20 protein-coding genes and 5 pseudogenes are annotated in these 24,077 nt (G+C 42.7%); 8 read left to right on the top strand and 17 right to left on the bottom strand.

Annotated features, from left to right (window positions below; all coding sequences use genetic code 11):
* Positions 1 to 29: 29 nt before the first annotated feature.
* From FC60_RS00190 to FC60_RS00115, 16 genes are all read right to left on the bottom strand, one after another.
* A complete protein-coding gene (locus FC60_RS00190; RefSeq protein WP_056936529.1) occupies positions 30 to 1,013 on the bottom strand; it encodes a ribose-phosphate diphosphokinase in 984 nt (327 codons plus the stop codon).
* Positions 1,014 to 1,094: 81 nt separating this feature from the next.
* Positions 1,095 to 2,462, bottom strand: coding sequence for a bifunctional UDP-N-acetylglucosamine diphosphorylase/glucosamine-1-phosphate N-acetyltransferase GlmU (gene glmU, locus FC60_RS00185; protein ID WP_056936528.1), 1,368 nt, complete (start codon positions 2,460 to 2,462; stop codon positions 1,095 to 1,097).
* 22 nt (positions 2,463 to 2,484) lie between these two features.
* On the bottom strand, positions 2,485 to 3,303 hold the full coding sequence (purR, locus tag FC60_RS00180; protein WP_056936527.1) for a pur operon repressor: 819 nt from the start codon (positions 3,301 to 3,303) through the stop codon (positions 2,485 to 2,487).
* 123 nt (positions 3,304 to 3,426) lie between these two features.
* A complete protein-coding gene (locus FC60_RS00175; RefSeq protein ID WP_056936526.1) occupies positions 3,427 to 4,221 on the bottom strand; it encodes a metal ABC transporter permease in 795 nt (264 codons plus the stop codon).
* Complete coding sequence (locus FC60_RS00170; RefSeq protein WP_056936525.1) at positions 4,222 to 4,887, bottom strand: metal ABC transporter ATP-binding protein; 666 nt, start codon at positions 4,885 to 4,887, stop codon at positions 4,222 to 4,224.
* A complete protein-coding gene (locus FC60_RS00165; RefSeq protein WP_082601305.1) occupies positions 4,875 to 5,792 on the bottom strand; it encodes a metal ABC transporter solute-binding protein, Zn/Mn family in 918 nt (305 codons plus the stop codon). Before FC60_RS00165 ends, FC60_RS00170 begins: the two co-directional genes overlap by 13 nt.
* A gap of 153 nt (positions 5,793 to 5,945) precedes the next feature.
* Positions 5,946 to 6,797, bottom strand: a complete 852-nt coding sequence (ispE, locus tag FC60_RS00160; protein ID WP_056936524.1) for a 4-(cytidine 5'-diphospho)-2-C-methyl-D-erythritol kinase — start codon at positions 6,795 to 6,797, stop codon at positions 5,946 to 5,948.
* A 234-nt stretch (positions 6,798 to 7,031) separates the two neighbouring features.
* On the bottom strand, positions 7,032 to 7,925 hold the full coding sequence (rsmA, locus tag FC60_RS00155) for a 16S rRNA (adenine(1518)-N(6)/adenine(1519)-N(6))-dimethyltransferase RsmA (protein WP_056936523.1): 894 nt from the start codon (positions 7,923 to 7,925) through the stop codon (positions 7,032 to 7,034).
* A complete protein-coding gene (gene rnmV, locus FC60_RS00150; protein ID WP_056936522.1) occupies positions 7,900 to 8,493 on the bottom strand; it encodes a ribonuclease M5 in 594 nt (197 codons plus the stop codon). The genes rsmA and rnmV overlap by 26 nt, the downstream gene beginning before the upstream one ends.
* Position 8,494: 1 nt before the next feature.
* The gene (locus FC60_RS00145; protein ID WP_056936521.1) at positions 8,495 to 9,268 is read right to left on the bottom strand and encodes a TatD family hydrolase; all 774 of its coding nucleotides are present in this window, start codon (positions 9,266 to 9,268) and stop codon (positions 8,495 to 8,497) included.
* A gap of 2 nt (positions 9,269 to 9,270) precedes the next feature.
* On the bottom strand, positions 9,271 to 11,292 hold the full coding sequence (gene metG / locus FC60_RS00140) for a methionine--tRNA ligase (RefSeq protein ID WP_056936520.1): 2,022 nt from the start codon (positions 11,290 to 11,292) through the stop codon (positions 9,271 to 9,273).
* 87 nt (positions 11,293 to 11,379) lie between these two features.
* Positions 11,380 to 12,567 carry an MFS transporter gene (locus FC60_RS00135; protein ID WP_056936519.1) on the bottom strand — a complete coding sequence of 396 codons (1,188 nt, stop codon included), beginning with the start codon at positions 12,565 to 12,567 and terminating at the stop codon, positions 11,380 to 11,382.
* An 85-nt stretch (positions 12,568 to 12,652) separates the two neighbouring features.
* Complete coding sequence (locus FC60_RS00130; RefSeq protein ID WP_056936518.1) at positions 12,653 to 13,357, bottom strand: NAD-dependent protein deacylase; 705 nt, start codon at positions 13,355 to 13,357, stop codon at positions 12,653 to 12,655.
* A 4-nt stretch (positions 13,358 to 13,361) separates the two neighbouring features.
* Positions 13,362 to 14,324: a hypothetical protein gene (locus tag FC60_RS00125; RefSeq protein ID WP_056936517.1), complete on the bottom strand. Its 963-nt coding sequence runs from the start codon at positions 14,322 to 14,324 to the stop codon at positions 13,362 to 13,364.
* Positions 14,325 to 15,581, bottom strand: a complete 1,257-nt coding sequence (locus FC60_RS00120; RefSeq protein WP_056936516.1) for a hydroxymethylglutaryl-CoA reductase, degradative — start codon at positions 15,579 to 15,581, stop codon at positions 14,325 to 14,327.
* The gene (locus tag FC60_RS00115; protein WP_056936515.1) at positions 15,574 to 16,506 is read right to left on the bottom strand and encodes a Ppx/GppA family phosphatase; all 933 of its coding nucleotides are present in this window, start codon (positions 16,504 to 16,506) and stop codon (positions 15,574 to 15,576) included. Before FC60_RS00115 ends, FC60_RS00120 begins: the two co-directional genes overlap by 8 nt.
* A gap of 163 nt (positions 16,507 to 16,669) precedes the next feature.
* Here FC60_RS00115 and helD point away from each other — a divergent pair.
* From helD to FC60_RS09615, 8 genes and pseudogenes are all read left to right on the top strand, one after another.
* Positions 16,670 to 18,986 (top strand): annotated as a pseudogene (helD, locus tag FC60_RS09805) (RNA polymerase recycling motor HelD).
* A 113-nt stretch (positions 18,987 to 19,099) separates the two neighbouring features.
* Positions 19,100 to 20,476: an FAD-dependent oxidoreductase gene (locus FC60_RS00105; RefSeq protein WP_056936514.1), complete on the top strand. Its 1,377-nt coding sequence runs from the start codon at positions 19,100 to 19,102 to the stop codon at positions 20,474 to 20,476.
* 30 nt (positions 20,477 to 20,506) lie between these two features.
* Positions 20,507 to 21,155: pseudogene (locus tag FC60_RS09455) on the top strand (helix-turn-helix domain-containing protein); the annotation flags it as partial.
* Between the two features lies 1 nt (position 21,156).
* Positions 21,157 to 21,311, top strand: a pseudogene (locus FC60_RS09630) (helix-turn-helix domain-containing protein); the annotation flags it as partial.
* Positions 21,308 to 21,817 (top strand): annotated as a pseudogene (locus FC60_RS00095) (IS3 family transposase); the annotation flags it as partial. The pseudogenes FC60_RS09630 and FC60_RS00095, both read left to right, overlap by 4 nt.
* Before the next feature lie 46 nt (positions 21,818 to 21,863).
* Positions 21,864 to 21,953: pseudogene (locus tag FC60_RS09625) on the top strand (helix-turn-helix domain-containing protein); the annotation flags it as partial.
* 119 nt (positions 21,954 to 22,072) lie between these two features.
* On the top strand, positions 22,073 to 22,492 hold the full coding sequence (locus FC60_RS09620; protein ID WP_235806041.1) for an IS3 family transposase: 420 nt from the start codon (positions 22,073 to 22,075) through the stop codon (positions 22,490 to 22,492).
* A gap of 15 nt (positions 22,493 to 22,507) precedes the next feature.
* Positions 22,508 to 22,801, top strand: coding sequence for an integrase core domain-containing protein (locus tag FC60_RS09615; RefSeq protein WP_235806037.1), 294 nt, complete (start codon positions 22,508 to 22,510; stop codon positions 22,799 to 22,801).
* A 73-nt stretch (positions 22,802 to 22,874) separates the two neighbouring features.
* Here the strand turns inward: FC60_RS09615 and FC60_RS00085 are convergent, their stop codons facing one another.
* Positions 22,875 to 24,041 (bottom strand): cation:proton antiporter, encoded by a 1,167-nt coding sequence (locus FC60_RS00085; RefSeq protein WP_056936513.1) that lies wholly within the window; start codon positions 24,039 to 24,041, stop codon positions 22,875 to 22,877.
* Between the last annotated feature and the right edge of the window lie 36 nt (positions 24,042 to 24,077).

Genomic DNA, 24,077 nt, shown 5'->3' with positions numbered 1-24,077 from the left:
CGCCGTTTATCAGCAAACTTGTGGTTAGTTTAGTCTTGACTAGTTTCAGTAAAACGATTATGGAAGAGTGGACTCACCGCCCGATTTTCATTAATTCGCTTGATAGCGGAAGCAATTAATGGAGCTACCGAAACTTGCACAATCTTATCAATTTGTTTTTCCTTCGGTAATTTAATTGAATCCGTCACTACAACCTGCTTTATTGGCGAGTTTTCCAAGCGTTCAATAGCCGGACCGGAAAGAACGGCATGCGTACATGAAACGTATACTTCTTTGGCCCCGGCATCCATCAATGCTTGAGCACCTAAAGTAATGGTTCCAGCCGTATCGATCATATCATCAAGCATGATACATTTCTTTCCCTTAACATCCCCAATGATGTTCATAATTTGAGCAACATTCGCCTTGGGACGCCGCTTATCAATAATTGCAATTGGTGATTTCAAGAATTCTGCTAAGGCTCGCGCCCGGGTAACCCCACCATGATCAGGCGAAACAACAACCGCTTCTTCAGCAATACCTTTTTGAATGAAGTAGTCAGCTAGTAAGGGAGCCCCCATTAAATGATCAACCGGAATATCAAAGAATCCTTGGATTTGAGCAGCGTGCAAATCAAGGGCTAGCACGCGGGAAACCCCTGAATTTTGTAACATATTGGCGACTAATTTAGCCGTGATCGGTTCCCGCGAGCGCGCTTTCCGATCTTGCCGTGCATAACCATAATATGGAATGACCACATTTATTGTTCGGGCACTTGCCCGGCGAAGCGCATCAACCAAAATCAACAACTCCATTAGGTTATCATTAACTGGAGCAGAGGTTGATTGGATGATATAGACATTATCGCCCCGTACGCTTTCTTCGATGTTGATTTGAATTTCGCCATCGCTAAACCGATTAACGGAGAGTTGGCCTAAATCAAGTCCAACATTTTCTGCAACTTTCTCTGCTAAAGGCCGATTAGAACTTAAAGCAAAGATCTTTAACTTTGTATCAAAGTAACGGTTGGTCATGGTATCCTCCAAGATTTGAGACATCTATTACAACTCTTTATCTTATTGATTTTTTCCCTAAAAATCAAGGTCCGAAACCGTTTACCAAGGAAGCTTTTTGGCATAATTAGCTTTATTCGTTTGTCGCTGACGTGCAATGGCTAAATCGTATTGTGCCGTGTCATCCGTAATCGTTGATCCGGCGGCAATAAAGGAATCAGCAGCAATATTGACTGGCGCCACTAAATTACTGTTACTGCCAATAAAGACATGATCCCCGACATTAGTGTGGGCTTTATTAGCCCCGTCATAGTTAACAAAAATGACTCCACTACCAATGTTGATGTTCTTACCCAATGTAGCGTCGCCCACATAGGATAAATGCCCCATCTTAGTGCCTTCACCTAAGTAAGCATTCTTCACTTCACAGAAATTCCCCACATGAACGTCTTTACCTAATTCAGCTCCTTTACGGAGGTGGCTATTTGGCCCAATATCGCTACCGGTATGCATTTCTGCTTTTTCTAGGGTTGATGAGATCACCTTAACTTCATCATGTAATACAGAATCTTCAATCCGCGAGTGAGCACCAATAAAGCAATCCGACCCAATCCGGCTTTCACCCTTAATCACCACGCCACCTTCAATGACCGTATCATTGCCAATTTTGACATCTGCATCAATGTAGGTGGTGTCTGGATCGATCAAAGAAACGCCATCTTTCATTAACTTAGTGTTGATCCGTTCTTGCATGATACGCCGCGCTTTAGCCAAAGCAACCAGATCATTAACCCCCATTGACTCTTCGAAGTCATCCATTTGATAAGCCGTGACGACTTCGTTTTGTGACTTCAAAATACCGATCACATCCGTTAAATAATATTCGCCTTGGGCATTATCATTAGTCAATTCTTTAAGGGCCGCAAAGAGTTTTTGGTTATCAAAGCAATAAACCCCGGTGTTAATCTCATGAATATCTTGTTCTTCGGATGTCGCATCTTTTTGTTCCACAATCCGTTCCACAATCCCCACTTCGTTCCGGACGATCCGTCCATAACCGGTAGGATCAGGCGCCTTAGACGTCAAAATTGTTACGGCCGCATGCCGTTGTTCATGGTAGTCAAAAAGGCGGTCAAAAGTCGCGGCCGTAAATAAGGGGGTATCGCCACTAACAACGAGAGTTTCTCCTTCACTTTGACCGAGTAAACTTTCGGTTTGCATCACAGCATGACCAGTTCCTAATTGCTGCTTTTGTAAAGCATAGGCCACTTGGTCACCTAAGGTATGTTTAACATCATCGGCCCCAAGACCGACCACCGTCATAATCTTATTAATCCCAGCCAATTGTAATTGACTTAAGACATGTTCTACCATACTCTTTCCACAAACTTCATGTAACACCTTGTGGAGTTTTGACTTCATCCGCGTTCCCTTACCAGCAGCGAGGATAATTGCATTTCGAGTTGTCATCTTTAACTTTGCTTCTTTCTACTTAATCAAATACCGTTGCTAAATAATTACCAGGTTTGGCACTAAATTGGTTATCAGAACTGTCAACCTTAATCAGAGAGGTGCATTCACCAATTAAGCGTTCCCCTTCAAACTGACCTTCTGCAAAAACATTCATCCCCACCAAATGGGCGCCAAATTCATCGATCAAAGACTTCATCCCATTAAGGGTGCCACCACCTTTTAAGAAGTCGTCAACTACGACCACGTTGGCCCCTTCTTTAAGGGTCCGCCGTGATAATTCCATTTTCTTGATTCTTTGAGAAGACCCCGATACATAGTTAACGCTGACCGTCGATCCTTCAGTAATGTGAGAACTATTCCGAACGATAACAAATGGGCGATTTAGATACATGGCCACACTTTGAGCTAATGGGATTCCCTTGGTCTCAATCGTCATAACCACATCCACGTCTTGCGCTTCGTATTGGGTCGCGATCAAGCGTCCGATTTCTCGCAAAACTTCTGGATCGCCTAGTAAATCTGAAAGGTAAACATACCCTCCTGGTAAGAGCCGGCTCTCATCATCAACCTTTTCAACCAATTGATCTATTACCATCTTGGCATTATCAGCACTATACATCGGCGTTAACCGCGCTCCCCCGCTGGCTCCTGGTAAGGTTTCCAACTTACCAACGCCCCAATCTTGGAGCGTTTTTCGTATGATCCCTAAATCTTCGCTAATGGATGACTTCGCTGATCCATACCGTTCGCCAAAGAACTTTAATGACACTAATTCGCGGGGATGTTCCAACAAATAACGTGTCATATCGACCAACCGATTACTCCGTCTAATTTTCATATTTTTACCTCATTACAATGTCGTTAACAAATTAGATGCATCAATTGTAACACGAATGTTCGCCTTTTACCTCCTAAAAGAACAAAATACAGCAAAAAAGGACGCCTTTTTCGGCATCCTTCACTAATTGACTTGATAATGACGATATATCAAGGCCGACAAATAAATCAGAACCTCAATCACCGCAATAAAGAAAGAAACGGGCCAGTTCGTAATGTAACCCAAGTAAAGCCCGAGCCAGGTCCCTAATAAGGAAAAGAGAATAGCTAAGCCAATCATTTTTGCGACCCCAGTCGTATAGTATTTGGCACTAGCCGCTGGGAGGGTTAGCAAAATAAAAATCAAGAGTGACCCAACGATCTGCGCTGTTACACTAACGCTAACCGCTAAAATTAACAAAAATAAGATTGAAATCACCGTTTCGTTAATGGCGCTGACCTTAGCTCCATCTCGGTCAAAGGAAGTAAATTTCAAGCGCCGATACATAAGGAAAACCGCTACTAAAATCAAGATCGTCAACCACAGTAACTGCCAAACCTCGGTAATACTAATTCCAACAACACTACCGAACAGAATACTAGTGGCTGAACTAGCCGTCTGGCTACTTAACGAAAGAAACAAAATCCCTAAACCAATAAAAAGAGCTGACACGGCACTAATCACCGCTTCCCGACGAGATTCTTTCAGGCTTAGCTGGCCAACCAACACGGAACTCAAGACGGTAAATAAAATCATCCCATTTAAAGATGACCAGCCGGCAAAGACCGCAAAGGATCCACCCGCAAAGCCAATTTCAGAAAGGGTATGGGTCATAAAAGACATTTGACGAGCAACGACAAAAACCCCAATGACTCCACTAAGGATGGCAATTAATGTGCTCGCCACAAAAGCGTGACGCATAAAACTTAAAGCAAACATTTATTTCCCTCCTAAGTGTTGTGATAGTTGATCAATCGTCCCATTTCGGTAGCAACCTGGTTCCATATGCAAAAAATGTGTCCCAAATTGTTGCGCCAACTCCCAATCGTGAGTGACAAAGATCACGGTTAGACCGGACTGTTGGAATTTTTGAACTAACGACAATAATTCAATTTTACTGTCTGGGTCCAGACTCGCAGTGGATTCATCAAGGATCAACAGATTCGGATTACTGAGCAAGCTTTGAGCTAAATAGGTCCGTTGCTTTTCGCCCCCTGAGGCTAACCCGAGTGGTTGATCGGCAATTGCCGAAAGGTTTGTTGCTTTAATGATCCGATCAACTTGTTGACGTTCAACTGTCGTTAGCCACGGCATCATTTTCATTGGTAGATTTAAGGCAATAAAATCACGAATTGATAAGGGATATTCATTATCTAAATTCCGAAATTGCGGTACATAACCAATTTTAACCTTTGGATCGCGGACAATTTCACCCGCATGTGGGGTTAACTGCTTGAGTAAAGCCCGGACTAAAGTCGTTTTACCAACCCCATTTTCGCCGACCACCACTAAAAATTCACCTTGCTGAATCGATAAGTTCAGATCGGTAACGACCGGTTTACTGCCATAACCTAATGACAAATGTTGAATGTCTATGAATGCGATGATGATTCACTTCCTTGAATTTTAATTAATTGTTTATACTGGTCCGTCATCCATTCGACATATGACTTCCCATTTGGTTCTGTTTCGGTAACGTTTAAAACTGGCACATTATTTTCCTGAGCTAATTTTACTAAGTTCTTAACTGTCTTGTCACTTTCTTGGCTGTTATTAACAAAGAAAGCAATCTTATGTTGAGTAATATCATCTCGAATTTGTTGAATGTCTTGTGGAGATGGGTCATTATCATCTTCCACCGCTTTTTCGAAATGTTTGTTGTTAACTTCGTAACCAAGATTGTTCAAAGCATAGTCAAAAACCGGTTCACTTACATCAACCAATTTTTGATCGCCAACATTCTGTTTAGCGGTTTTAATCACTTCGTCTAGTTTCGTAAGCTTGGTTTGGTAGGCCTTAGCATTCTTATAATAATCAGCCTTATGTTCTGGATCAAGTTTACTAAATTGCTTGGCAAGCTGGGTTGCCAACTTATTCATGGTCGCTGGTTGGTACCAAACGTGTTCATTATCGCCATTCTTTTTATCAGCCACTTGAGTCCCGACATTAATCACTTTTTGGGAACTATCAGCAGCTTTGGTTAACTTAGTTAGCCAACTATCATATCCCAACCCATTCACAATCACGACATTTGCTTTGGCCACTTTTTGGGCTTCTTTCGTTGATGGTTGGAAATCATGAGGATCCACTGCCTCATTATCAATAAATGAAGTAACTTGACCATGGTCCCCAGCAACTGCTTTGGCCACTTCACCATAAAAATTCAAACTAGTGACCACCCGAATTGGCTTTTGACTAGTCTTATTAGGTGTCCAATTCGTAACCATTAAACCGAAGACGCCTAATAAAACCACCACTAATAAACCGATTTTCCAATATTTTTTGATCATACTACAATCCCCTAATTGCTTATTTTTTATTTAATAGTAATAGTTACCATTTAAACTAAAGTATGATACTTGATAGTTACCGATAAAGCAAGTGGAATTTATTTTTATTAGACATAAATAATGAGCTGGGAAGATTTTTTCTTCACCAGCCCCTTATAATAAGACAACTTGATAGACCTCATGACAAAAGCCTTTTAGCCCATTGTAAATCCGTTTGGCTCGGGATTCAGCATGGCAAATGGCAAAAACCGTTGGTCCAGTTCCACTCATTTGTGAAACATCGGCCCCCAGTGATAACATTTTCTGCTTAAGTTTATTGATTTCCGGATATTCTTGACAAGTCACCGTCTCGAGGCAATTTCCCATATATTGACAAGCCTGGGCCCAATTATGTTCTTGGATCGTTGCCACTAACTGATTAGTTGGAACATGTTGAATCGTTTCATAATTAATTTGTCGTAGGATCGTTGGAGTTGAAACACTAACTTTGGGTTTTGCAATCACGACCCAATAGTGAGGAAAATTAGGTAGCGGAGTGACCTGTTCTCCATGCCCCGTCACATGCGCAGTATGTCCATAGACGCAATATGGCACATCCGAATCGATCGACAGGGCTAATTTAGCTAGTTCAGCTAAAGATAAGTCTAAATGCCAAGCCTGATTCAAAGCCCGTAAAACAGCTGCCGCATCCGATGATCCACCACCCAACCCCGCGGCAACTGGAATATTTTTTTGAATCCGAATTGTCACTCCTTCGCTTTGATGAAAGCGAGATTTCAAAATATGAGCAGCTTGATAGGCCAAGTTTCGCTGGTCATTGGGCAAAAAGCCACTATCTGTGTAAACCTTAATGGTCTGGGGACTAGGGTGAGTTTCGACAGTAACATAATCGGCCAAATCAACCGAATTCATCACCATATTCCATTGGGGTAACCCATCAAAATATCGCATGGGGGTATCCAAAGCTAAATTGATTTTGGCTGGAGCTTTTTCCGTAATTATCATCAATGGCCTCCTTCCCACAAAAATTATACTTGTCATTCATTATACTAAGGTCCCCAGCATCCTTTCAACTAATGGTATCCTTAATTCTTTTGATCATGCTCGTAATTACGGTCAAAAAGCGCGCCCCACAAGCCTAACCACGAACTCACGTTGATCCGTTTCGTACCAACACTCATTCTAGGTTAGCCCTATGGGGCGTCTGATTACTTTTTTCCCAGCTTCAATCAATTTAAGTTACCAGACCATTTGCTGATGTAAAGCATTGGTCAAGCGAATATAATCGTTCAAGGTTAACTGTTCTGGTCGCGTTTGCGGATCAATTTGAATTTCTGCTAAGGCATTGGTAACTAAATCAAGCTTAGCCCGATCATTGGACATTAATGACTTCAAATTATTCCAAAGACTCTTGCGCCGATGGGCAAAGCACCCCCGAATTAAACCAAAAAGACGTTTATCATCATAGGGCAACTCTGGTAATTCGTTTGGACGGGGCGTTAAAACCACAATAGCTGAGTCCACATTGGGAGCTGGAACAAAGGACCGCCGCGACACATTAAAAGCGACCTTCGCTTGCATTTGATACTCAATCGCTAAGGTCAAGGAGCCATAGGCTTTAGTTCCCGGTTTAGCAGTTAAACGTTCCGCCACTTCCTTTTGCATCATTACACAAATTGTATCCCAGTTGACTTCACTAGCCAACAGGTTCATTAAAATGGGACTGGTAATGTAATATGGAAGGTTGGCCACAACTTTAATGGGTTGCTGAGGATTAGCAAACTCTGTTTGAATCAATTCTGGGAGATTAGCTTTTAAAATATCTTGATGTATGACCTTCACATTGTTGTATGGAGTTAAAACATCATCAAGAACGGGCAATAAATCACCGTCAATTTCTAAAGCCACTACTTGATGCGCCGCTTTGGCTAATACTTCAGTTAGGGCCCCAATCCCTGGACCAATCTCAATCACATTATCATCCTGTGTGATGTGAGCAGCTTGGACAATCCCGTTTAACACGTTCAAGTCGGTCAAAAAATTTTGCCCAAAGCCTTTCTTGGCATGAATCCCGTGTTTTTCTAAAATCTCACGCGTCCGCCGATAATTACCAATTGCGGTTGTTTTCTTCATATGATGAACCTTTCTGATCAATTTGTTGAATGGCCGATCTTAGTTCCTCAGCCGTAATCTGAAACATCTGTAGACGGCGCAGTAACTGTTTACCATTTACATAGCCGATCCCTAATACTTCACCCAATTGGAGGCGGCGTTGCTTGGCTTGGGGATGAGCGATCAAATGGGCTTGCATAAGATCTGTCTGGTTAATTGTAGGTAGCAACTTATCTAGACTATGACTACCATGTGCCACTTGGATCGCTTGCCGAATTGCTTGTGGACTAGCATGCTCTACCCCTAAACTCCCGCTACGATTTTTGGGCACTCCCGCCTGGCGGCTAATAAAAGCGTGCTTGGCTTCCGGAATCTTATGGCTAATCATCTTCCGAATCCGCTCTCCATTAAAGTCGGGATCTGTTAATACAATTAGGCCACGTTTAGCTTGCAAAACTTCTAAACGCTTTAAATCATCTAACGATAAAGCAGACCCGTTCGTTTCGAACGTGTCTGCATTTAAGGCTTCATGGACTCGCTTGGTATCATCGCGACCTTCAACCACAATGATTTCCTTAATCTTATCCATTTTAATCTCTTTTCTTAAATAATTGCCGGGCATTTTCCGTTGTAACTTGCGCCAGTTCATCCGGCTCAACTTGCCTTAGCTGAGCTAATTTTTCAACCACAAAAGCAGTAAAGGCCGGCTCATTTTGCTTTCCTCGATAGGGCATGGGAGTTAGGTAAGGTGCATCTGTTTCCACTAATAAGCGGTCTGCTGGCACATATTGGGCGCTAGCTTGAACCTCATGGGCAGAATTAAAAGTAACTACTCCACTGAAGGATAAATACATCCCTAAATCTAAAAATTTCTTCGCCCAATCGACATCCCCGCTAAAACTATGCATAACGCCACCAATTGCTGATATGTCAGTCATTTTTAAGATGTCATACAGTTCCGCTAAGGCCTCACGACAATGAATGACGATCGGCAGATGGAATTGTTGAGCTAATGAAATCTGATCGAGTAACATCTGCTTTTGCAGTTCATGATGATCTTGATCCCAGTAATAGTCCAGACCAATTTCACCCACGGCCACTACTGCAGGATCGGCTAGCTGGTTTGCTAACTGATCCAAGGTTGCCACCTGATAATCACTAAACTCCTCTGGATGCCAGCCAATTACGGCGTGTAATTGATGGTATCGGTGTGCCAACTCTAAGGCCCGCTGATTAAGGAGCTGATTTGATCCCACAATATTCATCTCCGTAACTTGATAATGTTGGGCCCGGGCCAAAAAAGCCGGCACATCATCAAAAAACGGTTCATCATTTAAGTGGGTGTGGGAATCGTAAATTCCCATGCCTACTCAACCCCAGCGCCGGGCACCATCACGTCTGTATCTGGTAAGGTCACGAGTTCTACCTTGCCATCATGTTCAGCCGACAGTAACATCCCTTGACTGAGTTCACCGCGCATTTTACGTGGTTTCAAGTTGGCAACAATCACGACCTTTTTACCCACCAAAGCCTCTGGTTGCGGATACCATTGGGCAATCCCCGACAAAATTTGCCGACCTTCAGCCGTCCCATCGTCTAATTGGAACTTCAATAATTTGTCGGCTCCTTCTACATGATCCACTGCTTTAATCTGGGCCACCTTTAATTCCACCTTATCAAAGGCATCAATCCGGATAGCCTTCTTTCCAGTTGATTCAACTTCTTGCGCCTGTTGTTTGGCCTCTTCCATTGCCTTACGACCTTTTTGTTTGGTATTAGCTGTCATCTGGCTCTTAATGAATTTTACTTCTGCTGGCACATCCAAACGAGGGAAGATTGGCGTCCCTTTGGCAACTACTTGTGCCGTAGCGGGGAAGTCATCAAATGATAGGTCATTTAAGGTTAACGTTGTTTCTGCTAAACCTAATTGATTCAAGATTTCTCGCGGAGCATTTGGCATTACTGGTTGAATCAAGGCAGCAATCACCCGTAATGATTTCGCTAGATTCGTCATCACATCGGAAAGTACCGCTGCTTGGGATTCATCCTTAGCTAAAACCCAAGGTTCAGTTTCGTCAATGTACTTATTAGCCCGAGAAACAAACTTCCACACTTCAGCTAAGGCATCCGCAAAGTGCGTATCAGCCATTAAAGTCCGATAATTTGCTAACACTTCTTCAAAAGTTGCTTTTAAATCAGCATCAAAATCAGTAGTGGCATCATTAGTTGCCACTAGTTGACCACCTTGGTACTTATTAACCATGGCGACAGTCCGATTTAACAAATTCCCGAGGTCATTAGCTAAATCATAGTTAACTTTGTCCACAAAATCTTCGGGGCTAAAAATCCCGTCGTTACCAAATGGCATGGCCCGCAATAGATAGTAGCGCGTCGCATCTAAACCATAACGCTCAATCAAGGTTTCTGGGTAAATCACATTTCCTTTAGACTTACTCATTTTTCCATCTTTCATGGTCAGCCAACCATGACCGATAATATGCTTTGGCAATGGTAATCCTAAGGCATGTAACATGATTGGCCAATAGATGGTGTGGAAACGCACGATTTCTTTACCAACCATATGCACATCAGCTGGCCAATATTTTTGGTAGAGACTATCATCATCAGATCCATACCCCAAGGCCGTAATATAGTTCGATAAAGCATCAATCCACACATAAACCACGTGTTTTGGATCATTCGGCACTTTAACTCCCCAATTAAAGGATGTCCGTGTAACCGCCAGATCTTCTAGCCCAGGTTTTAAGAAATTGTTGATCATTTCATTCATCCGTGAGCTCGGTTGAATAAAATCAGGATGAGCTTGGTAATAATCCATTAACCAATCAGCGTACTTGCTCATCTTGAAGAAATAAGATTCTTCCTTCACCAATTCCACTTCATGACCAGACGGTGCTTTCCCACCAATCACTTGGCCTTGGTCATCCCGATAAACTTCGGCTAATTGGCTTTCGGTAAAGTATTCTTCATCATCAACCGAATACCAACCAACGTACTCACCTTTGTAGATGTCCCCTTGGTCCAGTAATTGTTGGAAGATCTTTTGTACCGCCGCTTCATGATAATCGTCGGTCGTCCGAATAAACTTATCATTGGTAATTTCCAATTTCTTCCATAGTTCTTTAATCCCAGCAGCCATTTGATCAACGTAGGTTTGTGGATCAAGGCCTAATTTCTCAGCCTTTTGTTCAATTTTAAGACCATGTTCGTCCGTTCCCGTTAAGAAGAAGACATCATAGCCACTCATCCGCCGAAAACGTGCTTCAGCATCACAAGCAACCGTCGTGTATGAATTCCCGATGTGTAGCTTACCAGATGGATAGTAAATCGGTGTGGTAATGTAATAAGTTGGTTTATTTTCAGCCATATGAGGCCCCTCTTTCATCAAATTTATTTTAGTATCTAGTATAAGCAAAAAACGGGTGCATCGCAATGCTAACCCGTTCTTCAGTAACTATTGTCTTTTCATCTGGCGCGCTAAACTAAAAGTAATTAGAAAAGCAATCACCAAAAAGACGTTCACAAGCCAATATGGATATAGGGAATTAACATCTAATAACCACCCCGATAAAAGAGGACCAAAGACATTTCCCACACTAGTAAGGGAAGTATTAACTCCATTCAACAGACCTTGATTATCCCGACCTAACTTGGTCATTAGAGTAGTAATGGCAGGACGTACTAAATCGAAACCTTCAAATACCAATAAGGTCGCAAAGACCACCAGCCAATAATGATGCAAGTAAATCACCATCACGGTCCCAATAATGGCCACGAAATAAGTTAGGCGAATCAAGCCCACTTCTTTAAGTTTATCCACCAGCCATTCAAATAGGAAAACTTGTAGAATCAATGACAAAACCCCATTTAATGTTAAGACAGTCGCAATCTGATTGAGATCAAAGCCGTGGACTTGATTAACATATAGACTATAAATACTTTCAAAGCCGGCTAGTCCAAAGGCCGCAATCAAAATCATGACACACAACATCATCAGCGCTGGGGACATAATTTGCTTTAATTGTTCCCAAGAACTCGCCGATCGATATTCTTCGGCCATTTGAGCATGCGCCTTCAGATCATGTTCATCATCCTTTGGTAACCAAATCACGGTCACCAGAATACTAATTACCCCTAGAATCCCCGCGATCCAAAAAGGAAATTTGTAAGAAATATTGGCTAAAATCCCTCCCAGGCCAGGGCCAAGAATTAAGCCACCGCTAAAGGCTGCTGATAGCCAACCAATTACCTTCGCTCGTTGCTGTTCGGTCGTAATATCTGCCGCTAAAGCCATCGAAGCCGGCGTAAACATGGCCGCCGATAAACCATCAATCATCCGCGAGAAGTCAAACCAAAATAAATTTTGTCCCATGGCGAAAATAAATTCACCCACGGTAAACATAACTAACCCCCAAACCATCATAGGCTTTCGTCCCCAACGGTCTGACAAGCGACCAGCAATTGGGGATGCCGCAAATTGCACTAAGGCAAACAAAGCTGACATCATTCCCATATCAAAAGCGGTTAAATGATACTCCTTTCGGATATAGGGCTCAACCGGAAAAATTAAACTCATTCCTAAGAAAATCAAAAACTGACTAATCAACATAATGTATATGGTCCGCTTGGTTTTTTGTGTCATTAGCGAATCCCCCTTTCTTAATTCCATAAAAAAAGCGGTTCAGAATTTCTGCCCCGTTTTTATACAACCAGCCTAGTCTATCATACTAAGCATTAATCTTCAATTCTTTAAAATACTGACTGGCATCAGTTGTGACCATTTCAAAAGCAATTGGAAGTTGTAAAGGCTCCTGATTAACTGCAATCACTTTGGCTCGCGGATTTACATAATCCAATAATCCGGCAAAGGGATATACCCGCATGGAGGTCCCTACAATCACCACTAAATCAGCCTGTTGCATCGCCGCAACAGATTTTTGTACGTTTTGACTATCAATTGGTTCATCGTACAAGACAATATTAGGACGAATCTCACCTCCATCACTTGAATGAATCCGACTAGTTTGGTAGTCAACCAAGCTAACTTTTTGGTGACATTTAACACAATATAAATCGTAGAGATTTCCATGAAAGTCAATTAAATGTTTAGTCTCTGCTAATTCATAGAGATTATCAATGTTTTGCGTAATGACCGTTGCCCGGTCTTGTTGGGTCAGCGCGGCTTGTTTTTGATGTATCACGTTTGGCTTGGCATCCGGAAAGTAAAGGTTTTGTTGACAATAATCATAAAAACCAGCGGGATCAGTGGCAAAATACTGATGGCTCAAATAGTACTCAGCCCGTTGATTTTGTTGATATAAACCATTGGCCGAACGAAAATCTGGAATCCCGGAAGCCGTAGAAACTCCGGCTCCAGTTAAAAAGACCATTGCTTTTGCTTCATCATATAAAGCTTGATGTGGGTTTGCCATTCGATCACTTCCTTACAATATATGGAATCCCGTGTTGATCTAAAAATTCTTGAACTGGTTGAGCATACAGACTCACAAATTCAGCGGCAGTATCGCCTTGGGGAGCATCAATGACAAATGAGTTTTGGCGATCATTCCGCCTTAACCCAACATAAGCTCTTTTGCCACTCTCCCGATTTTGCATATCTGAATGAAAAATCTCAAAAACTTGTTTTACCGATAATCGCAATTGCCGTTCCGAGAGCACTGGTGAAACAGTAGTAAATTCCGTATTATGCAATGGTGGTAATTGCCATGCATGCATTTGTTCATCAAACAACTTGAACAATCGTACAATGACCCGTCGCATCGCATAAGGAGAGTCAACGGCTTTATCAAAGGCCTGGGCATAAAGTGCTTGGGCCGTCTTTAAGGCTGATGGGTAACGTTGATTCAAATCAGCTTGCACCTGATCTAGGTGATCACCATAAAAAACTAAGGCATCTAATAAGGTTAACAAGCGTAAAGTACGCTCATTATCTACTTGGTCGCCTTCGTCCGACAAGGTGGCGTGAATCCCCGCTAAGTATTCTGCTTCAATTTGCGGAGTGATTAATTCGTGGCGCCGTTGTTCATCTACGACCACCGTATGCATGGCAACATTATATAGATCCGTTGCCATGATCATCATTTGTTCATCCAACTCATCTTCACCTAGCGATAATTGGAAAAAGATTTGTGGAAAACCTTGTAAAAGCATTAATAAATGCAACAATTCATGCGAGGCCGTGTAGTCTGGTTCCGTAAGGTCCGTTAAAGTAATCATCAAGCCGCCCGGAAAAACTTTTTGCTGGGCTTGATCATGACGAACATAACCTACTTGGTCACCCTCAAAATCCAAGAACACTGTCCCGGTAGGATAAAGCTGATTCACTTGCTCTAGTAACTCGTTGGTTGCAGCTTTTAATGATACTTTCTTACCTGCCATTTACTTTTTACCTCGTAATTCTTCTAATAACTTGGTCGCCACTTGCGTATCAACACGAGGACTAGCAATTAAAGCTTGCACCAGCCCTGCAATCTCGTCTTCTTTAGTCCCGACACTAATTGCCAGCGATCGATATTGGAGTTTCATATGCCCTGCTTGAATCCCCGTGGAACCCAGTGCCCGTAGTGCGGCCAAATTTTGCGCTAAACCAACACTAGCGATCACCCCTGCTAATTCTTCCGCGGTTTGGATGTGACTGATTTGATAATTAATTTGCGACTGGGGCAATAGCTTGATCGAACCCCCAACCACTCCGACTGGCATGGGCAAGGTCAACTGACCAACTAAGTAATCTTTCTCCAGATGCCATTGGCTTAACCCGCGATAGTGACCATCTCGACTGGCATAGGCGTGTGCCCCACTCTCAATCGCCCGCCAATCATTACCGCTAGCAATTACTGCTGCATCAATTCCATTCATAATGCCCTTATTGTGGGTGGCCGCTCGATATGGATCCACTTGGGCTAACTGACTAAGTTGCACTATTTTTTCCGCAACCTGGCGACCATTTTGATCAATGGTCCCTAAATCACGGACGTGAACCTTACCAGTAACGGTTTGTAAACTATCGACTGCATAATTACTCAAAATGGCTGTTAAGACTTGATAGCCCTGCTTTTGAAACCATTGACCCACGGCTTCTGCCATCGTGTTGACACTGTTGGCTCCCATAGCTTGGCTGACATCAATGACTAAATCGACACTGATAAAGGGTTCAATCCGGCGAACGCGCAGTTCGATGGCTCCGGCACCCCGTTTTTGTAAGGACGGGTGGGCTTGATTAGCTACCTGTAAGATAGTCGCTTGATGATCAAAGATCCATTGCCGACATTGGTCATAATTTTCGACTTGCTCTAAAACCACTTGACCAATTACCTTCCGGCCCCCTGGATGCGCCTCAAAGCCACCACTTTTGGCAATCCGTTGGGCTCCATTACTAGCTGCGGCAACAACGGAAGGTTCTTCCACCACCATCGGCAGGGTATAATTTTGCCCGTTTACTACTAAACCCACGGCCAAGCCTTCCGGCAAATAATAATCAGTCAGATAATTTTCAATTAACTGACTACTTAGGGAATCTGATTGCGAAAAAAGAAGCTGACATTGTTCTGCTGTCAGCCCCAAGTGTTCCTGTAATAATTGATATCGTTGTGCGATGGAGCGTTTATAAAAACCTTGATACCACTCTTTAGTCATCTTGTTTCCCTCGTTGTTGAATATATTCGGTAATAATTCCCTCACGGACACCACTTTCCGAAAAAATCACACGGCCGTCACTATTCCGTTGCAACAAACAAATCAAGGGTAATAAGCCCCCTACAATAATATCAGCTCGGTCATACTCCAATCCTGGCAAACGTTTTCGTTGTGCCAGATTGCGACTTAGCATATCGCGAAAAATTGAATACACGGCTCCGGACGACATCCGATAACCATGAATTGAATGGGGACGCTGTTTGCGCCGGACTTGTGACATTCGTGCTAGGGTTCGATTAGCCCCACCCAGCAATACTATCGGCACACGATTGGAATAACGTAACCAAGGAACTTTATTAAAACGATTGGTAACCAGCGTTTCGGCCCGAAATAGATCGTTAGCCCGGACATAGCCACCTAATTGAAATTGTTCCGATAAATTAACGGCGCCAAATGGTAAAGAAATCATATCCCGAGCCTTTTTATGTTGCACTAGAACTAACTCTGAACTTGCACCCCCGACATCCAAGATCAGACAATGATCCATTTTTAAGGTTCGTTCAACTCCCAAGTAATCATAGTAAGCTTCTTGCTTGCCTGTGAGGACTTGGAGGGTCAACCCGACTTCATTTTGAACCCGGTCCAAAAACTCCTGTTGATTTACGGCTTGTCGGACCGCGGCCGTCGAAATACAACGCACACTAAGTTGGGAGTATGATCGATAAATCCGCTTAAACCGTTTTAAAGCCGCAATAGTCCGATCCATGGCAGGTTTTTGGAGGCGTTTTTCCGCACCCATTCCTTCAGATAGCCGAGTGTTTTCCTTCACTCGTTTCACTTCTCGGAAGTTCCCATTCGCATCGATTTGAGTAATTGCCATTCGGGTCGAATTAGAGCCCAAATCCACAATTGCCAGATTTTCCACGCTCGGTTCACCTCCTTATTTTAATTTTTGGTCAAAAATGTTTCCTTATAATCTTACCATTTTCAAAGCTAACAAGCATTATCTTCCCGCAGGTTTTCATTCTTTTTCGTTTTTCCTGGTCCGTGATAGAATATGATAATTAATCAAGCTAGGAGGACCGGTCATGACAGATGCAGAGCGCCAAATCGAGCAGACACGTGTAGATCAAGTCATCAAGGAAATTCAATTACAAATTAACGCCACCCGTACCGAATTAGCTAAGGCCCATGATGAAACTCGCGCCGTTGAAGAAAATTATGGAGCTAATGCTTCAATCAACCGCTATGAAATTGACGATATTGCCGAATCACGTTCCGCAATTGAACAACAACGTCAATTGGTGGCCCGGGCGACGGAAAACGAAACGATCTTGCAACACCAATTGACCACCTTAGAACAACTTGCCAAACATCCTTACTTTGGGAGAATTGATATCTTAGATCCCGGCGAGCGTGAACCAGAATCTTTATATATTGGCACTGCTTCTTTGATGGACCACACGAAAAGCGAATTCTTAATTTATGACTGGCGGGCCCCAATTTCCGGAATTTATTATAACGGGACGCTCGGCGAGGTTAGCTATCAGACCCCAGCTGGTATTCAAAAAACCAAACTGGTCAAAAAACGGCAATTTACCATTATTGATGGTCAAATCACCAATATGTTCGACACCAATGAAACGGTTGGTGATGAAATGCTGCAAGCAGTCTTAGGCGAACAAAATAATCAAGCTATGCGTAATATTGTCGCCACCATCCAACACGATCAAAATACCATTATTCGAGATACCGAGAGTGATTTATTGGTGGTTCAAGGGGTCGCCGGCAGTGGTAAAACCTCCACCATTCTCCAACGGGTCGCTTTTCTGCTTTATCATGCCCGGAACCAACTAAACGCCGATCAAATGGTCTTATTCTCGCCTAATCAACTCTTTAGCCACTATATTTCCCAGGTCTTACCAAGTTTAGGTGAACGGAATTTGCGTCAAGTCACCCTCCATAATTTTTTGCAGCGTCGCTTTGAAGGCTTACAAGTAGAATCACTTTTCGAACGCTATGAAGAACGACAATTAGACCGATCACACCAAGTCGGTGATGATTTCTTTGAATCCCCTACCAGTATGACCGCTGTCTATGACCGCTGTCCAAGACTATTTAACCTTGATCCGCCAGCACCAGCGGCCCCTTCAGTTTATCGATGTGACTTTTAATGGCCGAACCTTCTTTTCCCAAAAACATTTTCAACACATTTGGGATCAAATCGACCCCCAATTAAAGTTACAAGATCAACTGGTGAAGTTAAAAAACCATTTTATTCGCATACTGAAACAGCGTATCACCAAAATCGCCCAAAGTGATTGGTTAACTAAAGAACTCGACACGCTTAATCGTCAACAAATCCAACGCTTATTGGGTTCTAAATCAATTGAAAATTTTAAAGATACGGCCGCTTATGATCGGTATCTTGCTCGTCAATTAGCGAAGCAACGTTTACGAATTGTTTATGATGCCCTCTACAATAATTTAATGATTGATTTTCCCAATCAATATACGGACTTTCTACAATGGATTGATCTCCCAGCTTCAATTCACCGGCAGGAACTGATCCAATCCTTCCAACATCAATTGGAATTCCATCACTTTCCTTTAGCGCATACCGCCCCTTACTTATATTTACGTGATTTACTGACTGGTCGGGGACAAAACCGCAACTTCCAATATGTCTTTATTGATGAAATGCAAGACTATCCTCTCAGTTTATTAATCTATCTCAAGTACACTTTTCCAAAGGCCCAATTTACGGTAATTGGCGACAGTGAGCAGGCTCTATTCCGGCCTTTGGAAGCACCCCAAGTTCTTTTAAAGCGAGTTAGCAAATCCTTACAGGCTCAACACCCAACCCTAGTTAATCTGCAACAAAGTTATCGCTCAACCTATGAAATCACCCAATTAGCAACCTCATTACTGCCGGACGGAGATCAAATCACTGCTTTTAGTCGTCATGGTGACCAACCCCAAGTGATTATTCGCCATGATTCAACCGCTTGGCAAGCCGCCCTCATCAAGTGTGCCCAACGGTTACAAAATGGCTATCAAACCGTCGCCATCTTAAGTCAGAATGGCCAACAAGCCCAGGTACTTTACCACCTGCTTCATCCGCACTTTAACCAGATTAGTCACCTGACTGAACATGACCTAAGTCTAAAAACTGGGATCATTATTTTGCCAATTTATTTGGCTAAAGGTCTTGAATTTGACGCCGTGATCCTCCCCGATATTAGCCAGGACCATTTTACCCGGCAACAAACCGGTCAATTGTACACCATGATGACTCGAGCCATGCATGAATTAGTCATGTTATCATTAGGGCCTATCACGACTTTAATCACCGACAGCCAAAACCTTCAAATCGATCAACAAATTTCTTTTAAGCCAAAGTAAGGTTTCCTCTTGTGTTTATCCTCCATTACTATCAGAATATGTCTTGCTTCTGAATTAGTTTAGAATTATTATAAACACGCAGAAAGCAATTTACCGATTTGGAGGTATAGATTATGGAAAACCAAAAAGTTGTTATTGTTGGTGCATCACATGGTGGGCATGAATCTGCCATTGAGATTTTAGATAAGTATGAGCACGTTGATGTGGCCATTTATGAAGCCGGTGACTTTGTCTCCTTCATGTCTTGTGGAATGCAATTATTCCTCGAAGATAAGGTGACGGCGCAAGATGACGTCCGTAACTTCGCGCCAGCGGATATTGAAAGTCGGGGCGGTCATGTTTTTAATCAAGCTGAAGTAACGGCTATTAACGCCGATCAAAAAACGGTGACGGTTCACTTTAAAGCAACTGACAGTGACCAAACTGTCCCTTATGATAAGTTAATCCTATCGTCTGGGGTTACCCCAATGACCTTACCTGTCCCTGGCGCTGACCTGGATAACATTTATTTAATGCGTGGTTACGATTGGGCTACTAAGATCAAGGCGGCTTTAACTGACGACCGCTTCCACAAAATCACTGTCGTTGGTGCCGGTTATATTGGGATTGAAGCTGCCGATGTCTTATCATCCTATGGCCATAATAAAGAAGTGACCCTCCTGGATCGGAATGACCATATTCTGGAACGCTACTTAAATACGGAAAACATCGCCATCTTAACCAACGAGTTTGAAAAGCACGGCGTTAACATTAAAACTGGTCTCAATATTGAAAGTTTTGTTGGTGAAAACGGCCAGGTCACAGCCATTCAAACTGATCAAGAAACCATTCCAACGGACCTAGTCATTGTTTCTGCCGGGGTTAAACCGAATACCCAATGGCTCAAGGGAACAATTAATCTCGATCGACACGGTTTCATCCAAACCGATGCGTACTTACGGACTAATCTACCTGACGTATACGCCATCGGTGATGCGATCCTACCGCTCTCGATTCCAGCTAATAAACCACTGCCAATTGCTTTAGCGACAACGGCACGTCGAGAAGCTCAGTATGTTGTTAACCATCTCTTTAAAGCTAAACCAACTCATCCATTTAAAGGCGTTGTTGGTTCATCAGCTCTTTCCGTGTATGATTACCATTTTGTGACCGCTGGTTTAAACGAAATGACTGCTCGTGAAAGCCATATTGATTTTGCAACTAGCTTTTATGAAGACCGGCAACGACCGGCCTACATTCCGAAAAATGATAATCCTCGAGTCTATGTCAGCTTAACTTACAATCCATTAACTCATCAATTATTAGGTGGTTCTGTACTATCCACAGCTGATCTAACCGCCCAAGGGAATGTTTTATCCCTAGCCATTGCCCAGAAATTAACCTTAGAAGATCTGGCTTGCGCCGACTTCTTCTTCCAACCTGGATTTGACCGGCAATGGAGCTTACTTAACCTCGCAGCACAACATGCATTAGGGAATGCCCCATTCTAAAAAATAAACTCTCGCTTAACCAAAGCTATAATGCCCTCTAAGTATACAGATGAAATAAAAAATCATCTGATACTTGGAGGGCATTTTTCTATGGGCCGTCAATCTAAATTTTCAGTTGAAGATAAGCTAAGAATAATTAATGAGACAAAGTACATCGACGTAGACACGGTAGCTAAAAAATATGAAATTAGCAGATTTACTTTGCACACCTGGCAACTTAAATACAAATACCAAGGAGTTGAAGGGTTACGCTCTACTCATCATAATCAACAATATCAAGCATCGAATCATTCATTAGAGGAATTTGCCATCAAAAATGGGCTTAAATCTAAAAATCAGCTTTTAAACTGGATTCACCAGTATAATGAATTTAACTTAAAGGCATATACGCCAAGAAAGCGAGATTCAAAAATGCATGGCAGAAAGACTAGTTTTGAAGAAAGACTCACGATTATTGAAGAACTGATTAAACACGACTTGAACTATAACTGGGCCGTTGAGCACTACAATGTCAGTCACCAACAAGTTTATGGTTGGTATCGTAAGTACCATCAAAGCGGAAATAATCCAGAATCACTACGTGATCGCCGAGGTAAAGCTAAACCTGAATCTCAATGGACGGAAGCTGATCGCTTAAGGGCAGAAAATCGACTGCTTAAAGCCAAATTAAAGCAACAAGNCAACCAATGAAGTGAAAAGATTACGACAAGAAGTAAGGCAGCTGAAAGCTAAAGCGAAGGAACGGGAGGTACAGATTGCCTTCGCAAAAAAATTGATCGAAATACACAATCGGGAGGTGGAACGGCCGGACGATATCAAGCGATTCAGGAAATGAGCCAAAGTGGGTATAAGGTATCTGATCTAGTTAAAGCAGCCGGGGTAAGTCGGCAGGCTTACTACAAGTGGCTTACCCATGAACCGACGGTTCATGATATTCAAGATCAAGAAATTCTAAAGCTCGTTAAACAGTTAGAAGCACAACATAAACACTGCGTTGGTTATGACAAGATGACCCGTTTGATAAAGCAGGAAAGATTATCATACACAGTTAACAAGAAGCGCGTCATGTGCATTATGAAGGAACACAGTATTAAAGCGGACTATCGTCAGCCTAAGAGAAAACGTGTGCAGGAGCAGGAAACTTATGAAGCACAAAATACCCCGAACCGCCAGTTTGAACAAGCTGCCGCAAATCAGGTGTGGGTGACGGACACGACGGAAATTGCCTACAACATTCGTAAGTACAGAGTCCGTCTACACGTTGTCCTGGATCTATACGGTCAATACCCACTTAGCTGGATTATTACGCCTACAGAAACGAGTACTGGGGCTATTAAAGTATAGAAAAGCTGAATTTATAGTACTAAACCGAAAATAGCCACTAGGNGAAATGGAGATTGCCTTCGCAAAAAAATTGGTCGAAATACGCAACCGGAGGGTGAAAAAGAAAACCAATACCAAGCAATTCAAGAACTAAGTAGAGAACATGAATGGTCAATCACGCAGTTAAATAAGCTGGCTGGCATAACACGTGACGCATACTATAAATGGCTTAAACGGGAAACAAGCCCCTATCGAAAAGAACAGGATCAATTATTGACGGCCATTCTTGAACTAGAGGAAGAGCACCATTGGACGCTGGGCTATTTAGGAATGACGACGCAACTGAAGTCTGAAGGCAAGTTAACTTTTTGTGCGGGCCTAAAGCGGGTCACTCGTTGTATGCAGGACAATCATATTAAAACCACTATTCGAAAGAAGAAACATAATCAAATTAAACGTCACGAAGAATATGTCAGTGATAATTTATTAAACGAACAGTTTGATCGCCAAAGTAAAAACGAAGTTTGGGCTACCGACACAACGGAAGTTGTGTATGGTAATCAAACCGTACACAAAGTTCGCTTACACGTTGTCCTAGACTTATATGGACGTTATGCACTCAGTTACAATATTTCAGCAACTGAAACGACACAAGCCGTAATTGAAACCTTTGAACGAGCGTTCAAAGGTTAACCACATGTTCATCCAATGATTCACACGGATCGTGGAGCAGCGTATTGTTCAGGAGTCTTTACTAGTTATTTAGCTTCGAAAAATTGTGTACATAGCATGTCGCATCCAGGTCATCCTTGGGAAAATTCACCGATGGAACGCTGGTGGAATGACTTTAAGCTAATTTGGCTAGCTCGACATCCACAACCAAAAACGCTGGCCGAACTTGAGCGACTAGTTCAAGAAGGAATCGAATATTTTAATACTAAACGCGCATACGCAACAAGAGACGGCTTGACTGCGGAGCAATTCCGCAACCAAGCCGCCTAAACTAAATTTATTCTATTTCAACTGTATACTTGACAGGACATAGTGCCCAAATCGTTAAACGAGAGTTTATTTTTTAGGCTGTTTTCATGCGCTTAATGGCATGTTTCAAAATAAATGGTGCCAAAATCGTCGCTAAGACAATTACCGTAATGATGTCCGAATAATATGATTCCGATAATAAATGAGCCTCATAACCAATCTGAGCAGTAATCAAGGCCATTTCACCCCGGGCAATCATCCCACTACCAATTACATAAGAACTATCCAAGGGGAAGCCCATCATCTTTGCGCCACCACCCGAGCCGAGCAGTTTCGTCAAACATGCCAAGACGGTCATCACCAGGATGAAGACGATTGAATCCCAGAAATGGTCCAACCGCATACTCAAACCAACGTTTACAAAAAAGATCGGAATGAACATGGCATAACCAATCGGAATAAAGCTTCGGTTAACAGTTTCTTTCTTATGGGTATTAGCAATGGCGATACCGGCGAAGAAAGCCCCAACGGCCCCACTCAAGCTGACTGATTCGGCTGCTGCCGCCATCCCCAAACAAATGACCATTGCCATCACTGAATTAGCGGCAATCGGTAACATTTTAGAACTCAAATGCATCAAGTATGGAGCTAACCAACGAATCAATAGGTAGGACCCACCAAAAAAGGCAACTTGCAGTAATAACACTAAGCCCAGATTAGTAGACCCATGACCTGAAACATGGCTCCCCTGACTATTCATCATCGAAATCATAATACTTAAGAGCATGACACCCCCGATGTCATCAGCAACCGCGGCGCCAAGGATCGTGGCTCCTTCTTTTGTATCCATTTTCCGATATTCACGGAGGACTGCGACCGAAATACTGACCGAAGTCGCAGAGAAGACGACCCCAATAAAGAAAGCTTCAAAAACAGGAATTCCAAAACCATACGCAGCCACTCCCATGACCAGAATTGGTAAGAGCATCCCTCCTAACGCCACCATTAAGGCCGGTTTTAAATATTTTTTCAGTAGAGATAGGTCACTTTCGAGGCCGGCAATGAACATTAAAACAATTACCCCAATTTCTTGGAATTGCTCGATCATTTCGGATCGTTGTAACCAACCTAGCATGGCCGGACCAGCTACGACCCCAACTAAGATTTGTCCGATCACATCGGGGATCCCCACCCGGCTAAAAAGTTGTGAAACAATTAAAGTGACTAATAAAATTAAAGCTAAGGTGCCAATAAATGACATCAATTTCTCCTTTCATTTCCTGTGGTCATATTATCA

Origin of the sequence: Limosilactobacillus gastricus DSM 16045 (assembly GCF_001434365.1) — a bacterium.
Taxonomy (GTDB): domain Bacteria; phylum Bacillota; class Bacilli; order Lactobacillales; family Lactobacillaceae; genus Limosilactobacillus; species Limosilactobacillus gastricus.
Note: the sequence above shows the minus strand (reverse complement) of the source record. Positions and strands in the feature narration are given on the sequence as shown.